The organism is Streptomyces sp. NPDC058671 (genome assembly GCF_042716475.1).
Classification (GTDB): domain Bacteria; phylum Actinomycetota; class Actinomycetes; order Streptomycetales; family Streptomycetaceae; genus Streptomyces.
The window spans coordinates 135,038-148,998 of the sequence record NZ_JBHXSA010000004.1 but is presented as its reverse complement, the minus strand read 5'-3'; the positions used below and the strand labels follow the sequence as shown (position 1 = coordinate 148,998).

The 13,961-nt window shown below is 72.5% G+C and carries 12 protein-coding genes; all 12 read right to left on the bottom strand.

What is annotated here, in order from left to right; genetic code table 11:
* Window positions 1–23 precede the first annotated feature (23 nt).
* The 12 genes from ACFWV2_RS07055 to ACFWV2_RS07000 all read right to left on the bottom strand — a co-directional run bounded on the left by ACFWV2_RS07055 (window position 24) and on the right by ACFWV2_RS07000 (window position 13,688).
* Entirely contained in the window at window positions 24–1,154 is a 1,131-nt protein-coding gene (locus ACFWV2_RS07055; RefSeq protein ID WP_384402872.1) for a pectinesterase family protein, read from the bottom strand.
* A 25-nt stretch (window positions 1,155–1,179) separates the two neighbouring features.
* Window positions 1,180–2,475 (bottom strand): polysaccharide lyase family 1 protein, encoded by a 1,296-nt coding sequence (locus ACFWV2_RS07050; RefSeq protein WP_384402870.1) that lies wholly within the window; start codon window positions 2,473–2,475, stop codon window positions 1,180–1,182.
* The gene (locus ACFWV2_RS07045; RefSeq protein ID WP_384402867.1) at window positions 2,472–3,278 is read right to left on the bottom strand and encodes a rhamnogalacturonan acetylesterase; all 807 of its coding nucleotides are present in this window, start codon (window positions 3,276–3,278) and stop codon (window positions 2,472–2,474) included. Before ACFWV2_RS07045 ends, ACFWV2_RS07050 begins: the two co-directional genes overlap by 4 nt.
* Window positions 3,275–4,615 carry an ABC transporter substrate-binding protein gene (locus ACFWV2_RS07040; protein WP_384402864.1) on the bottom strand — a complete coding sequence of 447 codons (1,341 nt, stop codon included), beginning with the start codon at window positions 4,613–4,615 and terminating at the stop codon, window positions 3,275–3,277. Before ACFWV2_RS07040 ends, ACFWV2_RS07045 begins: the two co-directional genes overlap by 4 nt.
* Window positions 4,616–4,709: 94 nt before the next feature.
* Window positions 4,710–6,257, bottom strand: a complete 1,548-nt coding sequence (locus ACFWV2_RS07035) for a family 43 glycosylhydrolase (protein ID WP_384402861.1) — start codon at window positions 6,255–6,257, stop codon at window positions 4,710–4,712.
* Window positions 6,254–7,099: a PmoA family protein gene (locus tag ACFWV2_RS07030; protein WP_384402858.1), complete on the bottom strand. Its 846-nt coding sequence runs from the start codon at window positions 7,097–7,099 to the stop codon at window positions 6,254–6,256. Before ACFWV2_RS07030 ends, ACFWV2_RS07035 begins: the two co-directional genes overlap by 4 nt.
* Window positions 7,096–8,289, bottom strand: coding sequence for a Gfo/Idh/MocA family protein (locus ACFWV2_RS07025; protein WP_384402855.1), 1,194 nt, complete (start codon window positions 8,287–8,289; stop codon window positions 7,096–7,098). The genes ACFWV2_RS07030 and ACFWV2_RS07025 overlap by 4 nt, the downstream gene beginning before the upstream one ends.
* Entirely contained in the window at window positions 8,286–9,200 is a 915-nt protein-coding gene (locus ACFWV2_RS07020; RefSeq protein WP_384402852.1) for a carbohydrate ABC transporter permease, read from the bottom strand. The genes ACFWV2_RS07025 and ACFWV2_RS07020 overlap by 4 nt, the downstream gene beginning before the upstream one ends.
* Window positions 9,197–10,135, bottom strand: a complete 939-nt coding sequence (locus tag ACFWV2_RS07015; protein WP_360787470.1) for a sugar ABC transporter permease — start codon at window positions 10,133–10,135, stop codon at window positions 9,197–9,199. The genes ACFWV2_RS07020 and ACFWV2_RS07015 overlap by 4 nt, the downstream gene beginning before the upstream one ends.
* A gap of 144 nt (window positions 10,136–10,279) precedes the next feature.
* The gene (gene araD / locus ACFWV2_RS07010; protein WP_384402849.1) at window positions 10,280–12,118 is read right to left on the bottom strand and encodes an L-arabinonate dehydratase; all 1,839 of its coding nucleotides are present in this window, start codon (window positions 12,116–12,118) and stop codon (window positions 10,280–10,282) included.
* Window positions 12,115–13,023 carry a dihydrodipicolinate synthase family protein gene (locus ACFWV2_RS07005; RefSeq protein WP_384402846.1) on the bottom strand — a complete coding sequence of 303 codons (909 nt, stop codon included), beginning with the start codon at window positions 13,021–13,023 and terminating at the stop codon, window positions 12,115–12,117. Before ACFWV2_RS07005 ends, araD begins: the two co-directional genes overlap by 4 nt.
* Window positions 13,024–13,037: 14 nt before the next feature.
* Window positions 13,038–13,688 carry a GntR family transcriptional regulator gene (locus ACFWV2_RS07000; RefSeq protein ID WP_360787479.1) on the bottom strand — a complete coding sequence of 217 codons (651 nt, stop codon included), beginning with the start codon at window positions 13,686–13,688 and terminating at the stop codon, window positions 13,038–13,040.
* Between the last annotated feature and the right edge of the window lie 273 nt (window positions 13,689–13,961).

Here is a 13,961-nt window from a genome sequence, read left to right as displayed (position 1 = left end):
GGCCCGGTGGTGGGGTGTTCCCGTCAGGGGCAGGGGCGGCGGGGGACCCAGTCGCCCAGGTACGCCGCCGCCGTCACGGTGGCCGCCTCGTCGGCCGTGAGCTGGGGACGGTTCGCCGGGACGTCGATCCGCGCGCCCGGACCGGTGTTGCGGTACTCGGCGAAGCGCTGCTCCTGCCACGGGAAGGTCTCCCGCATGTTCGCGTACGGGGTCACCGCGTCGACGCCCGCGCCGAGGAAGCTGTCCCGGACGACGAGGGACGGCCGGGCGGTGAGGTCCGAACTCGGCACCCACGGCCGGGCCAGCTTGTAGAAGCCGTCCGGGGCCGAGCCGGTGACCCGGCAGCGGGTGGCGAGGAACCCGTACGGGTTGGCCCGGGCCGTCGACGGGGCGAAGACGAAGCCGTGCGGCGCCGACGCCAGGTCCGGGCGGAGCAGCGTACGGAAGCGGCAGTGCTCGAAGACGGCGGTGCCCCGGCCGAAGACGAAGTCGACGTCCCCCTCCACGTGACAGTGCGCGAAGTACTGGCGGGCGAAGGCGGACAGGGCCGAGGAGTCGGCGTACAGGGTGTCCTGGTGGCCGAGGAACCGGCAGTGGAAGAAGGCCGACCGGTCGCCCTGCACCTTCAGGGCGACCGCCTGGGTGCCGGGGTTCCCCGGCAGGTCGGTGCGGAGGAAGTCGTTGGCGAAGGTGACCCCCTGGGCGGTGAAGCCGTCGGCCTGGACGGTGGTCGTGGCGGAGCCGGAGGTGCCGTACGTACCGCCCTCCGGCCGGGGCGTCCCGGCCGCGTTGGCGTACACGACGACGACGTCCCGGGGGTCCCCGCTCGCGCCGATCCAGGTCATGCCGGTACGGGACGGACCGACGGCGACCGTCTCCCGGTACGTCCCGGGGGCCAGCACCAGGGTCCGGCCGGGCCCGTCGGCCGCGGTGACCGCGGCCTGGACCGTGGTGTGGTCGCCGAGACCGCCGGGATGCACGTACAGCGTCCGCCCGGTGAGCCGGTCGGCGGGTGAACCGAACCGGCCGAACGGGCGCCGGAGCGGCGAGGCCGCGGCGGGCGCGGCCGGCAGGACGAGGGCGAGCGCGGCTCCGGCGCCGCCCAGGAGCAGGGAGCGGCGTCCTGGGACGGCTCCGGTGGGGTACGAGGGCATGCGGGGTCTCCTGGAGGGTGGGAGCTCAGCGGGAACGGCCGGCGCCCGCGCCGAGGCCGACGAGCCAGGGCACGGCCCTCGGGTGGTCGACGCGGGTGCGCAGGACGGGCGTCCAGCCCGCGTCGGCGCGCAGCAGCTCCTCGGGGAACTGCGCGTTGTGGACGGCGAGGAGGTCCACCGGCCTGCCGTTCACGTAGTTGCCGACGGTGGTGACCGGCGCGTCCTTCCACTTCTTCAGGATCTTCCCGGCCGGCACGCCCGCGGCCAGCGTGAACGCGTTCTTCTCCGCGACCAGCTGGGACTCCTGCCCGATGCCCAGGCTGTACGCGTAGGCCGCGTCCGGCACCACGAAGTGGTTGTTGTACGCGTCGACCTGACCGAACCGGACCCGGGGCGCCCGCTCGATCACGTTCTTGAAGAGGTTGTGGTGGAGGGTGACCCGCAGCTTCCCCCGGTCGGTGGCGCCCGCGCTGTCGCTGTTGCCGATCATCAGGGTCTTGTCGTGGTCGGTGAAGACGTTCCAGGACACCGTGACGAGGTCAGCGCCGCGTACGACGTCCAGCTCGCCGTCGTGCTGCTGGTAGACCTCCCCGTAGTACGAGGGCAGCGAACTGTCCGGGTGGGCGCCGTCTGTGAACGTGTTGTGGTCGATCCACACATGGGTGGAGCCGTACACGACGAGGCTGTCGTACTCGGAGTTCCACGCCCCCGTCGCACCGTCCGTCGGGTCCCACTGCGGGAAGCAGTCGAGCGGGCTCTCCAGGGTGAGGTCGCGGATCACGACGTTGTCGACGCCCTGCACCTGGAGGCTGGCACCGGTGATCCCGGCGTGCCTCCCGACCCCGGCGATCGTGGTGTTCGACGGCACCTTGACCTTGATCGCCTGGCCCTGGGCGGTCGCGGACGCGGCCCGCAGGTCCTCCTGGGGACCGCTGACCTCCGTCTCGTACCCCCAGACGGCCGGGTCGTAGTCGGCGAGGTAGCGGGCGAAGTCGTAGCCGGGGGCCTCGAAGGCGGCGCAGCCGGCGGCGGTCGCGTTCAGCGTGCCCGCCACCTTGACGATCCTCGGCTCGGTGCCCGGGACGGCGAGCGCGGCCCGGAACTCCTCCCAGGTGGTGACGGTGAAGACCCGGGAGGCGTCGGCGGCGGCCCCGCCGGTGGTGCCGGTCCCGGTGGACGCCCAGCCGTCACCGGCCGGCAGGGTCGCGCGGGCGGGGTCGGCCCCCGGCCGGTGACCGGCGTGCGCGCCGGCCGCGGGGGCGGTGACCGTCAGGGCGAGCGCGGTCGCGGCCACCACTCCCAGCTGCTTGCGTCGATTCATGGACGGCTCTCCTCGGCATCGGGCCAGGTGATCAGGTCGGTGGGGATGTCGTCGTCCAGGCGGCGCGTCTCACGCGGCGCGAGGACATGGGTGCGGAGCAGTTCGGCGGCGACCAGACGGGCCACCTCGATCGCTCCCCGCGGGTTGAAGTGGGTGTTGTCCTGCTCGGTCGCGGTCCAGTTGAAGTACGGCTTCGTGGCCTCGGGGCCGAGCCGGTGCCACAGCGCGAACGACAGGGCCTCGACGTCGAGGAGCGGGACGTCCGAGGCGCGGGCGGTCTCCCTCATCGCCGCCGGGTACGCGCCCAGCGTCCGCAGGGCGGTGCCGTCGGCGCCGAACTTCCGCCGCTCCACGGAGGTCGCGAGCACGGGGAGGGCGCCCCGGGCCCGCGCGCCCTCGACGAAGACCCGCAGGTTGTCCTGGTACGTGGTCCACGGTTCGGTGTAGCGGGAGGGGTCGGCGACCTTCTGGTCGTTGTGGCCGAACTGGACCAGGAGCAGATCGCCGGGGCGGATCGCCGTCAGGATCGCGTCGAGGCGCCCCTCGTCGAGGAAGCTCTTGGTGCTGCGCCCGTTGACGGCGTGGTTGGCGACCCGTACGCCCCGGTGCAGGAAGAAGGGGAGGGCCATCCCCCACCCCGTCTCGGGCGCCGCGTCGGCGTACTTCTGGGCGGCCGTGGAGTCGCCCGCGAGGAAGAGGGTGCGCATACGGGGGTGTCCTTGGGAACGGGCCGGGGGAGCCCCGGCCAGGGCGAGCGCGAGGCCCGCCCCGGCCGTGACCACCGCGCGGCGGCCTACGCTCACGAGTTCTGCTGCTGCCACTCGGCCTGCGCCGCGTTCAGCTGCTCGGCCAGGTGGTCGAGGAACGCCTTGGCCGTGGACGTGCCGAGCAGGACCTTCTGGAAGCCGGACTCGTTCTCGGCCTTGGAGATCGTGTTCCAGTCCGGCAGGTAGTACGGCAGCTCCACGATGGTGGCCTCGCCGCTGAAGAGGACCTCCGCGCCCAGCTTCGTCGGCTCGGACTCCTGGAGCCACGGGTCCTTGGCGGCGTCCGTGTTCGCGGGGATGGCGCCGGCCGACTTGTTCCACTTGCTGTTGGAGGCGTGCGAGGCCGCGAACTCGATGAACTTCCAGGCGGCTGCCTTGTTCTTGCTCGTGGAGAACAGACCGAGACCGTCGACCGGGTTGGAGACCTGGACCCGGGTGCCGTCGTCGAGGGTCGGGTTGGGAATGCCCCGGAACTTGTCCGTGCCCAGCGCCTTCACATGGTCCTGGTAGGAGCCCAGGTTGTGGTTCAGCATGCCGATCTCGCCGCTGTCCCATTGCGCGACCATCTTGGTGAAGTCGTTGTTGACGTCGGCGGCGGGGGTGGTCCGCTTGAACAGGCCCGCGTACTTCTCCAGGGCCGCCACGTTCTTCGGATCGTTGACGGTGGTCTTCTCGCCGTTCCAGAAGCTGGTGATGCCGCTCTGGCCGTACATGGCGTCCAGGGCCTGCGCGATCGAGCCCGCGCCGCCGCGGATCGTGTAGCCGAAACGGTTCTTGTCGGTGTCCGTCAGCTTCTCGGCCGCCGTGTAGAACTTCGACCAGGTGGAGGGTTCCGGAAGACCAGCCGCCTTGAACAGGTCGGTGCGGTAGTAGAGGACGCCGTTGCTGGCGGAGGTGGGGACGGTGAACAGCTTGTCCTGACCGCCCGCCGCCGTGACGCTCGTGACCATGGCGGTGTTCAGCTTGCCCTTGAGCGAGCTCGCCTCGACACGGGCGTCCAGCGGCTCGAGGGCGTTCTGCGCGGCGATCCCCGCGAGCATCGCCGCGCCGACGCCGCCCACGTCCGGCAGTCCACCGCCCTGGATCGCGGTGTCGTACTTGGACTGGACCTCCTTGGAGGCGATCCCGACGTACTCGACGTCGATGTCGGGGTTCGCCTTCTCGAAGTCCGCGATGATCTCCTTCCAGATGTCGGTGCGGACACCGCCGTTGTTGTCCCAGAAGGTGATCTTTCCCTTGCCCGATCCCTCGGTGCCCTTGCCGCCGCCCGCGCCGCTGCCGTCGTCACCGCAGGCGGTGGCGGTCAGGGCGAGGACACCGGACAGGGCGAGGGCGAGGGCGGCTCTGCGCCGTCCGCCGGGGAAGATGGTCATCGTCGGCTCTCTTCTCTCGGATGTGATGGGGACGTACGGGGGATGCGATGTGGGGGAGTACGGGGGCGTCGGGGACGCCCGGGGGAGGAACCGTTCAGGCGGGGGTGACACGGAACGCGGAGAACACGGCCGTCCCGGCGTGTCCCGCGCCGGCCGGAGCCCCGGCGAACAGACCGAGCAGCGCGCCGACCCAGCGCCAGGGCGTGGCGGCGAACTCCGGACCGAGCCGGACCGGACCGGCGGCGGCGTCGGCGGCGTCGGCGTACGAGAACCGGCAGCGCGCGTCCGCCGTGACCTCGATCCGTAACAGGACCCGGTCACCGGCGACGGGCACCGGGTGCGCCGCGTCCCGTTCGACGTCGGCGCTGGCCGGGGCGAAGCGGTGCACGAGCCGGGCCGTGCCGTCCGGGGCACGCTCGAGACCGATCCACGCGTACGCGTCGCCGAGGACGACGAGCCCCGCGCGGGCCCCCGGCGCCGCGGAGTCCAGCCGCAGCCCGACCTCGACCACGAGGGCCCCGGCCGGCAGCCGCTGGGTGAGCACGTGCGGCACGCCCCGCAGATCACCGAGGCGGTCCGTGCGCACACAGCCGAGACGCAGACCGTCCCCCGCGTGCTGACCGGCCCAGCCCTCGACCGGGTTGGCGGTCCACTGCCACTGGAGCCCGAACCGCCCGCCCGGAAACGTGTCGTCCACGGCCGGCCGTGCGGGCGGCTGCTCCGGCAGGTCCGGCTTGCGATGGACCAGGACCGGCGCGCCGCCGTCGCCGAGCACGGGCCAGCCGTCCGCCTGCCACCGCATCGGCTGGAGGTGGACGATCCTGCCGTGCGCGCCCGACTGCTGGAAGTGCAGGAACCAGTCCTCGCCGCGCTGGGTGCGCACCCAGCCGCCCTGGTGCGGGCCGTTGACGTCGGTGTCGCCCTGCGCGAGGACGATCCGCTCCTCGTACGGCCCGAGGAACGACCGCGACCGGAACGCCCCCTGCCAGCCGGTGGCCACGCCCCCGGCCGGCGCGAGGATCCAGAACCGCCCGTCGTGCCGGTACAGCTTCGGACCCTCCAGGGTGAACCAGCCCGGTATCCGGTCCGCGTCGACGAGGACCCGGCCCTCGTCGAGCACCTTCGTGCCGTCCGGGCTCATCCGGTGTCCCAGGAGCCGGTTGTTGAAGCCGGCGCGGGACTTGGCGAAGGCGTGCACGAGGTACGCCTCGCCCGACTCCTCGTCCCACAGGGGGCAGGCGTCGATCAGCCCCAAGCCGGCCTTCACCAGGTGCGGCGCCGTCCAGGGGCCGCGCACGGAAGGGGCGTTGACCTGGAAGATCCCGTGGTCGGGGTCGCCCCAGAAGATCCAGAACCGCCCGTCGTGGTGCCGGAGCGAGGGCGCCCACACCCCCCGGTCGTGCCGGGGCTCGGTGAACGCGGCGGCAGGTTCGAGCCGTTCGAGGGCGTGGCCGACGAGCGTCCAGTTGACGAGGTCCCGTGAGTGCAGCAGCGGCAGGCCGGGAGCACGGCCGAAGCTGGACGCGGTCAGGTAGTAGTCCTCGCCCACGCGCAGGACGTCCGGGTCGGACCAGTCGGCCGCCAGGACCGGATTGCGGTACGTACCGTCGCCCAGGTCACCGGTGACGGTCGCCGCGCTCATGACGCCACCGCCTTGCGGACCAGGGCCGCGGCCCCGTCACGGTCGAGACGGCCGTCGGCGACGACGGTCACCACCCTCCGTACGACGGTCTCCCCGTCCCCGACCGCGAGCCGCTCCCCGTGGGCGAGGGAGGAGCCGACCCCCGGGTACTCGGCGGCGCGGACGAACCACGGGTCCTCACTGGTCCGCGCGGTCGCCCCGGCGAACACCAGGGTCCAGCCCTCGCCCGCCAGCGCCACCCAGTCGGAGCGGACCCCGTGCACCGCCTCCTCGCCGTCGGCGTCCGCCCCGAAGACCACCGGGGCCGTCGCCTCCATCGGCGCCCGCCAGAAGAAGCCGCCGTACGCGGCGCCGGGCCGGCCGTTGGTGGCCGGGCTGCCGATCGACAGGTCCCGCCCCGACGCGTTGGTGAGGGAGAACGTGAGATCCAGCGCCCAGGCGGAGTCGGTGAGCGCGACGGCCGCCACCGTACGGTGCTCACGGAGCAGCCGCTCGCCACCCGCCGTCCAGCTCAGCTCCTCCACGAACCCGTCCGGATCGAGGAGCTTGAACCCGTCGTGCCGCTGCACCCCGTGGTTGTCGAGCGCGACGGGACCGCGACCGCGGACGAAGGTGCGGCCGCCCCAGAAGTTGTGGCCCGCCACATCGGGGACGGCGACGCCCGCCCCCAGGTGGTGCCGGTGGTCCGCCGGCACCGTCTCGGTCACCGGCCGCCCCCCGAGGGTGGTGACGGGGTGGAGGTACGGCCGGGGGGAGTGGTCGAGGGCGAGGCCGGGCCGGGTGGTGTAGTGGGCGACCACCCGCCCCGCGCAGCGCAGTACCGTCGGGGCATCCGGGGTCATCGGACCCCCGCCCGGGTCGGGGGCGCCCAGGCTGCGCCGAGTTCGGAGAAGAGGCGCAGCTCGTCGGCGCTGGCGTCCACCAGCGCGTCGACGCCGTCGACGACGCGGCGCGGCGCGCTGCCACCGGCTTCGGTGTGCCAGTGCGCGGCGGGGATCTCCACCGGGTCCGGTGCCGTCCGTACCGCCTCGACGACCCGCATGAACGCGCCGGTCTCCGCCGGCGGCACGAGCAGCGCCCCACCGTCGGTGACGTGCGCGACGAGGTTCTCCAGGAGGTCGGTGCGGCCGTACTCGGTCTCCACCGGGCCGTGCCCGGCCCGCTGCACGAGGACCCGGTCCTGCCGGTACCAGAAGGTGATCCGGCCGTGGCTGCCGTGGACGACCACGTACGGCTCCGACGACGTCTCGGCGCACAGCGTCGTCGCGACCGTGACCTGCGTGCCCGCCGAGGTCACCACCCGTACCGCGGAGGTGTCGTCGGACTCGATGGCGTGGGCGCGCAGCAGTTCGGTCTCGATGTGCACGGCGTCCTCGGCCCGGGTCGAGCCGGACAGCGCGAGCGCGGTGGCGACGGCGTGGGCGAGGGGGTTGGTGAGCGCCCCGTCGACGACGTCGACCCCGCCGAGCCGGCGGTGTCCCGCCCAGGGGGAGCGGCGGAAGTACGCCTCGTCGCGGACCCACGCCCCGGCCGCGCCGACCCCGAGCAGTTCGCCGATGGCACCCTCCTCGACCAGTCGGCGGATCGCGGGCACCGCGTGCGAGCCGAGCGACTGGAAACCGATCTGGCAGGCCACCCCGGCCGCCTCGACGCCCTCGGTCATCCTGCGGAACTCCGCGAACGACGGGGCGGGAGGCTTCTCCAGGAGGATGTGCGCCCCGTGCCGGGCCGCGGCGAGGGCCATGTCGGTGTGGGTCTGGATGGGGGTGCTGAGCACGGCGATCCGGGCTCCGGTCGAGGCGAGCAGCGCCTCGAAGTCAGTGGACTGCTCGGGGTTCCCGATGCCGTCGAGTTCGGCCGCGTCGAGGGGGCGCAGCTCGCACACCCCCGCCAGCCGGACGAGCCCCCGCTCCTCGATGCGGCGGATGTTGAGGAGGTGGCTGCGGCCGTGGCCGCGGGCGCCCGCGAGGACGACGGGCAGCGGGCCGCGTGCGGCGCGCACGCCCTCCTGGCTCGGGTGGGCGCCGCTCATCCCTTCACCGCCCCGGCGCTGAACCCGGTGACCAGCCACTTCTGGATGAAGCCGAAGACGATGACGACGGGGACGGCGGCGATGACCCCGCCCGCGGCGAGCGCCCCGAGGTCGACGCTGTCGGCGCCCATGAGGGTGTTGAGACCGACCGGGATCGTCTGCTTGTCCTGGCTGCTGAGGAACATCAGGGCGAACAGGAAGTGGTTCCAGGCGTGCACGAAGGCGAAGGAGCCGACCGCGACCAGACCGGGCCTCAGCAGTGGGAGGACGACGACCCGGAAGGCGCGGAAGCGGTTGCAGCCGTCGACCCACGCCGCCTCCTCCAGGGAGTACGGCACGTTCCTGATGAACCCGCTGATGAGGATCATCGACAGCGGCAGCTGGAAGACGGTCTCGGCGATGATCACACTGCCCAGGGAGTTGATCATCCGCAGCTCGGCGAAGATCTGGAACAGCGGGACGAGGAGCAGGGCGCCCGGCACGAACTGGGAGCAGAGCAGGGCCAGCATGAAGCCCTTCTTGATCCGGAAGTCGAAGCGGGCGAGCGCGTAACCGCCGGCCAGGGCGACGAACGTCGTGCTGATCAGCACCGCCACGCCGATGAGCAGGCTGTTCTGGAAGAAGACGCCGAAGCTGCGCTCGTTCCACACCTTCTCGAAGTGCGCGGTCGTCATCGGCCAGGGCAGCAGCGACGTGGACCCGGCGGGCCGTACGGCGAAGAGCAGGATCCAGTAGAAGGGGATCAGGGTGAAGAGGAGGTAGATCCCGAGGGGCAGGTAGATCTGCCAGCGGGGCACCTCGTCCCAGGCGCGGTGCCTGGAGCGGGCGGGGACGGGCGGGGTCCGGTCGGGCGGCGGCGCCGCCTGCGCGGCCGGGGCCGGGGCCGGGCTGAGGATGGACTCGGCAGTCACTTGCCGTCGCCTCCGAACTTGCTCAGGCGCAGATAGATCACGGAGCAGAAGAGAAGGATCACGAACGCCACCGTGGTGAGGGCGGACGCGTAACCGAAGTTGTGGGCCTCGACGCTGGTCTCGGCGATGTAGAGCGGCAGCGTGGTCGTCACGCCCGCGGGGCCGCCGCCGGTCAGCGTGTACAGCAGGTCGACGTTGTTGAACTCCCACACCGCGCGCAGCAGCGTGGACAGGACGATCGCGTCCCGGATGTGGGGCAGCGTGATGTGGACGAACTGGCGGACCCGGCCCGCCCCGTCGACCTCGGCCGCCTCGTACAGGTCCTTCGGTACGGACTGGAGGTCGGCCAGGATGAGGATGGCGAAGAAGGGCACCCCGCGCCAGAGGTCGGCGACGATCGCCGCGGGGAACACGGTGGCCGTGTCGGAGAGCCAGGACGTGCCGTACGTGCCGAGGCCCATGTCCGCCAGGTAACGGCTGATGCCGGTCTGCGAGTTGTAGAGCAGCACCCAGATCGCGGAGGTCAGCACACCCGAGACGGCCCACGGCGAGAAGACCAGGGCCCGGCCGAGGGCGCGGCCGACGAACGTCTGGTTCACGATCAGGGCGAGCGCGAGACCGAAGAGGAGCTGGAGCGTCACCTCGACGACGACCCATTTGAGGCTGAAGGTCAGCGTCCCCCAGAAGTGCGGGTCGTCCGTGAAGATCCGGGTGAAGTTCTCCAGTCCGGCGAAGCCGTTCCGCCAGGGCTTCGTCGGGTTGTAGTGCTGGAGGCTGTAGTAGAAGACGCTGAGCACCGGGTAGGCGATGAAGCCCAGCATCAGCAGTCCGGCGGGGGCGATCAGCAGGTACGGCAGGCGGCGGGGGGCCGCCCCCGTGCGGCGGCGTACCCGTGCCGTGACGGCTTGGGGCGGTGGGGTCACAGCTGAGGCCATGACGGCGGCTCCGTTCTCGGTGAAGCGCTTCGCGAACGACGTGCGAGATGTCGGACAGGTCGGACGGGGTGCGGGCAGGGTGGAGACAGGGGGCCGGAGGGGCGCGTGGCGCGGCTGCGGCCGGTGGGGTGTACGGGTGGGGTCTCAGCCCGCGTACGGATCGGGGGTGGCGCCCGGCCGCGCCAGGAACTCGAAGTCGCAGCCGGTGTCGGCCTGCGAGATCTGCTCCATGTAGAGCGCGCCGTAGCCGCGTTCGTACCGGGGCGGCGGCGGGGTCCACGCCTCCCTGCGGCGGTCCAGCTCCTCGTCCGGGACGTGCAGGTGGAGGGAGCGCGCCGCGACGTCGAGGGTGATCGTGTCGCCCGTGCGGACCAGGGCGAGGGGCCCGCCGACATACGACTCGGGCGCCACGTGCAGCACGCACGCCCCGTAGCTCGTCCCGCTCATCCGCGCGTCGGAGATCCGCACCATGTCCCGTACCCCCTGCTCCAGGAGGTACCGGGGGATGGGCAGCATGCCGTACTCCGGCATCCCCGGACCGCCCTTGGGACCCGCACCCCGCAGCACCAGCACGTGGTCGGCCGTGATGCCGAGCGCCGGATCGTCGATCGTCCGCTGCATCGAGCGGTAGTCGTCGAAGACGACCGCCGGACCGGTGTGCGCGAGCAACCGGGGCTCGGCCGCGATGTGCTTGATGACCGCGCCGTCGGGGCACAGGTTGCCGCGCAGCACCGCCACCCCGCCCTCGGCCGCCAGCGGCCTCGACCGGACCCGGATCACCTCGTCGTCATGGACGAGGGCCCCCTCCAGCTGCTCCCGCAGCGTGGGGTGGGAGACGGTGGGCCGGTCCAGGTGCAGGACGTCGGTCAGCCGGGAGAGGAAGCCCGTCATCCCGCCGGCGAAGTGGAAGTCCTCCATCAGATACCGGCCGCCGGGCCGCAGGTTCGCGAGCACCGGGACCGTCCGCGCGATCCGGTCGAAGTCGTCGAGCGTCAGCTTCACCCCCGACCGCCCCGCCATCGCGATCAGATGGATGACCGCGTTGGTCGAGCCGCCGAGCGCGAGCACCGCGGCGACCGCGTCCTCGTAGGCCTCCGCCGTCAGGAGCCGCGAAAGACGCAGGTCCTGCCGTACGAGTTCCACGATCCGCAGCCCCGACGCCGCAGCCATCCGGTCGTGCCCCGAGTCCACCGCCGGCACCGACGAGGCGCCCGGCACGGTCACGCCCAGGGTCTCGGCGGCCGCCGTCAGCGTGGAGGCCGTGCCCATCGTCATGCAGTGACCGGGGGAGCGGGCGAGGCCGTTCTCCAGCTCCGCCATCTCGCAGTCCCCGATGAGACCGGCCCGCTTCTCGTCCCAGTACTTCCACATGTCCGTGCCGGACCCGAGAGTCTCCCCCCGCCAGTGCCCCGGCAGCATCGGCCCCGCCGGCACGAACACGGTCGGCAGGTCGACCGAGGCCGCGCCCATCAGGAGCGCCGGGGTCGTCTTGTCGCAGCCGCCCATCAGCACCGCCCCGTCCACCGGGTACGAGCGGAGCAGCTCCTCGGTCTCCAGGGCGAGCAGATTGCGGTAGAGCATCGGGGTCGGCTTCTGGAAGGTCTCCGAAAGGGTGGAGACCGGGAACTCGAGCGGAAAGCCGCCCGCCTGCCACACCCCCCGCTTCACGGCCTGGGCGCGGTCGCGCAGATGGACGTGGCACGGGTTGATGTCGGACCAGGTGTTGAGGATCGCGATCACCGGCTTGCCGAGGTGCTCCTCGGGCAGATAGCCGAGCTGCCGGGTGCGGGCACGGTGGCTGAACGACCGCAGCCCGTCCGTGCCGTACCACTGGTGGCTCCGGAGCTGCTCGGGCCGCAGCCCTCCCGTGGACGGCTGCCCGGCTGACCGCGGCGCGGCGGGACGCTGTTCGATCGGCCCCTGTCCGGTGGACCGCAGCTCGTCGGGTCCCTGCTCGGTGCGCCGGGTCCCGTCGCCGCTCATGCCGACCAGCCGGCGGCTATCGCGGCGACCTCGGCCCGCTCGGACTCCGGGAGTTCCCGGCTCGGCGGGCGGACGGAGCGGCGGCAGAGCCCGAGGGAGGCGAGGGCCTCCTTGACCACGGTCACGTTGTCGGCGCTGCCGTTCGCCGCGCGCAGCTCCTCGAAGCGACGGATCCGCTCCCACACCTTCATGGCGGCCGTGTAGTCGCCCGCCCGCAGGGCGCCCAGCATCTCCAGGGAGACGGCGGGGGAGACGTTGACCAGGCCCGAGGTGAAGCCGGTGGCGCCGCTCGCGAAGTAGGCGGGGGCGTACGGCTCGGCGAGCCCCGCCACCCACACGAACCGGTCGAGGCCCGCGTCCCGGGCGAAGCCGGCGAACCGGGCCGCGTCGGGGACCGCGTACTTCACCCCGATGACGTTGGGGCAGGCGGCGCCGAGTTCGGCGAGCCGGGCCCCGCTCAGCAGCGGGTTGCGGATGTAGGGGACGACACCGAGTTCCGGGACGGCCTCGGCGATGGCCCGGTGGTAGTCGACCCAGCCGCTCTCGGAGACGTACGGGTGGACCGGCTGGTGGACCATCACCATCCCGGCACCGGTGGCCCGTGCGTGCCGGGCCGCCTCCACCGCCGTCGGTACGTCATGGCCGATGCCGACCAGGATCGCGGCGCGGTCGCCGGCCTCCTCCACGGTCACCTCGGTGAGGAGGCGGCGCTCCTCGGGGGTGAGGGCGTAGAACTCCCCGGTGTTGCCGTTGGGGGTGAGGGTGCGGACCCCGCCGTCGAGCAGCCGGCGCAGCAGCGCGCGGTGCGTGACGGTGTCCACGGAGCCGTCCTCGGCGAACGGGGTCACCGGGATGGCCACGACGTCGGCGAGGGCGGTCCTGAGGGTCTCGAAATCGATGCTCACGTGCTGCTGCCCGCTCATTCGCTGTCCAGGGGGGAGTGGGGGAAGGCGCGCTCGACGAACGACGCGATGTGGGCGTGCACGGCCCGGCCGGCCCCGTCGACGTCACCCGCGACGGCGAGCCGCAGGATCGCCTCGTGCTCCGCCGCTTCGCGCTCCCAGGAGGGGACGGCGGCCCAGGCGACCGTGGAGACGAGCGCGGCCTGGTCACGAACCTCGTCGAGCATGCGGCCGAGCAGCGGGTTGCCGCAGGGCAGGTAGAGCGCGCGGTGGAAGTCCCGGTTGGCCAGGGACCGTTCGGCCGGGTCCTCGGCGCCGGCGGCGCGTCGCAGGGCCTCGTGGGCCGTGTCGAGCGGGGCCCCGGAGGCGACGGCGCGGCGGACCGCCTCGGGCTCGAGGAGCAGCCGTACGTCGTAGACGGCACGGGCCATGTCCGCGTCGACCATCCGGACCGTGACGCCCTTGTACTGGCTCATCACCACGAGTCCGCTGCCCGCGAGGGTCTTGAGCGCCTCGCGGACCGGGGTCTTCGACACCCCGAAACGGGCCGCGAGTTCGGTCTCCACCAGCGCCTGGCCGGGTCTGAGTCCCCCGGTGAGGATGTCGTGCTTGATCGCTTCGAGGACGTACTGGGTGCGGGAGGGGATGGGACTGGGGGCGAAGGACATGGCGCGCTCTCAGATCTCATGTATCGCGTCTCATATATGACGTACGAAGTGCAACGGGCATGAAGCTAGGGGGACGTGGGTGTTTCGTCAATGCTTCGCGCAAGCGTTTTCTACGGCCCCGGCCTGGGGCCTTCCTTCCGTCGCCCGCGGGCGGCGGCCCTGGGGCCGGGGGTCATGACGAACACACGGGCGGTACGAGGACCGGTGTGGCGCAAGGTGCTCGTCGCGGTGGCGCTGCCCGGCGCCCTGGCCGCCGCGCGTTCGCGCCCGCCC

Bases quoted from the DNA above. Each gene is read 5' to 3' on its own strand.
- ACFWV2_RS07055 (WP_384402872.1), bottom strand. From the start codon at position 1,154: ATGCCCTCGTACCCCACCGGAGCCGTCCCAGGACGCCGCTCCCTGCTC.
- ACFWV2_RS07030 (WP_384402858.1), bottom strand. From the start codon at position 7,099: ATGACCCCGGATGCCCCGACGGTACTGCGCTGCGCGGGGCGGGTGGTC.
- ACFWV2_RS07040 (WP_384402864.1), bottom strand. From the start codon at position 4,615: ATGACCATCTTCCCCGGCGGACGGCGCAGAGCCGCCCTCGCCCTCGCC.
- ACFWV2_RS07025 (WP_384402855.1), bottom strand. From the start codon at position 8,289: ATGAGCGGCGCCCACCCGAGCCAGGAGGGCGTGCGCGCCGCACGCGGC.
- ACFWV2_RS07000 (WP_360787479.1), bottom strand. From the start codon at position 13,688: ATGTCCTTCGCCCCCAGTCCCATCCCCTCCCGCACCCAGTACGTCCTC.
- ACFWV2_RS07035 (WP_384402861.1), bottom strand. From the start codon at position 6,257: ATGAGCGCGGCGACCGTCACCGGTGACCTGGGCGACGGTACGTACCGC.
- ACFWV2_RS07015 (WP_360787470.1), bottom strand. From the start codon at position 10,135: ATGGCCTCAGCTGTGACCCCACCGCCCCAAGCCGTCACGGCACGGGTA.
- araD (WP_384402849.1), bottom strand. From the start codon at position 12,118: ATGAGCGGCGACGGGACCCGGCGCACCGAGCAGGGACCCGACGAGCTG.
- ACFWV2_RS07050 (WP_384402870.1), bottom strand. From the start codon at position 2,475: ATGAATCGACGCAAGCAGCTGGGAGTGGTGGCCGCGACCGCGCTCGCC.